1 protein-coding gene is annotated in these 1,261 nt (G+C 70.8%); it reads left to right on the plus strand.

The genetic code is table 11. The features are described from left to right. On the plus strand, positions 1-1,205 hold a 1,205-nt coding region (locus ACIRRH_RS43930), incomplete at its 5' end, for an IS4 family transposase (protein WP_403079108.1). Positions 1,206-1,261: the final 56 nt, after the last annotated feature.

The raw sequence follows: 1,261 nt of genomic DNA on the forward strand, positions 1-1,261 counted from the left end.
CACGCCCTGGGCAGGTCAAGCCGCCGACGGACGAGCGGTTGTCGGACCGGATCGCAATCGGACTGCTTACGCGGACGTTCCCGCCGGAGCTGGTGGACCGGGTTGTCGAGGAGTGCGGGAAGTCCGGGAAGCGCAACCGGTTGCTGCCGCCCCGGGTGGTCGTCTACTTCGTCCTGGCCATGTGCTTGTTTTCCGGGCAGGGATACGAGGAGGTCGCGCGACTGCTGACCGAGGGCCTCGCGTGGGCCAGACGCTGGTCGGGGTCGTGGCAGGTGCCTACGACCGCCGCGATCTCCAGAGCACGGGTCAAGCTCGGACCAGAGCCGCTGAAGGTGCTGTTCGAGCAGACCGCCAAGCCCATGGCAACCGAATCCACCGTCGGCGCCTGGTATGGCCGTTGGCGCCTGATGGCGGTCGACGGGACCACGTTCGACGTACCGGACAGCGAGGAGAACGACGCGCGGTTCGGTCGCCCCACGACCCACCGCGGCGAGCGGACCGCCTTCCCGCAGGTGCGGGTGGTGGCACTGGCCGAGTGCGGCACGCACGCCATCACCCACGCGGCGCTGGGGCCGTTCACCACCGCGGAATCCGTGCTCGCGCGGGAGTTGTTCGCAGCCCTCGGGCCGGATGACCTGCTGATCGCCGACCGGGGCTTCGCCGGCCTGGACCAGTGGCGGGCCGCCTCGGCCGGCGGCGCGGACCTGCTGTGGCGCATCAAGTCCAACGCGGTCCTGCCCGTGCGCCAGGAACTTCCCGACGGCTCCTACCTGTCCGACATCGTGGCGGCCCGCGACCACCGCAAGCGCACCGACCCGGCCGTCGTGCGCGTCATCGAGTACACCCTGGACGACCCCGGCCGCCCGAAGCACCCGGCCCCCTACCGACTGATCACCACGATCCTCGACCACGAGGCCGCACCCGCAGCCGAGTTGGCGGCCCTGTACAACCAGCGCTGGGAGATTGAGACCGCGCTGGACGAGCTCAAGACCCACCAGCGCGGCCCCGCCCAGGTCCTGCGCTCCCGCTCGCCGGAGGGTGTCGAGCAGGAAGTCTGGGGCCACCTGCTGGTCCACCACGCGATCCGCCAGCTGATGCACGCCGCCGCGCAGGAAATCGACACCGACCCGGACCGGCTCTCCTTCACCCGATCCCTCCGCCTCGCGCGTCGCCAAGTGACCGCGCAAGCGGCCTTTTCCCCCTGAACGCCTGGCCACGGCCCTCGCCGACGGCCTACGGGAGATAGCACGCCACCTGCTGC

Origin of the sequence: Kitasatospora sp. NPDC101235 (genome assembly GCF_044767505.1) — a bacterium.
Lineage (GTDB): Bacteria > Actinomycetota > Actinomycetes > Streptomycetales > Streptomycetaceae > Kitasatospora.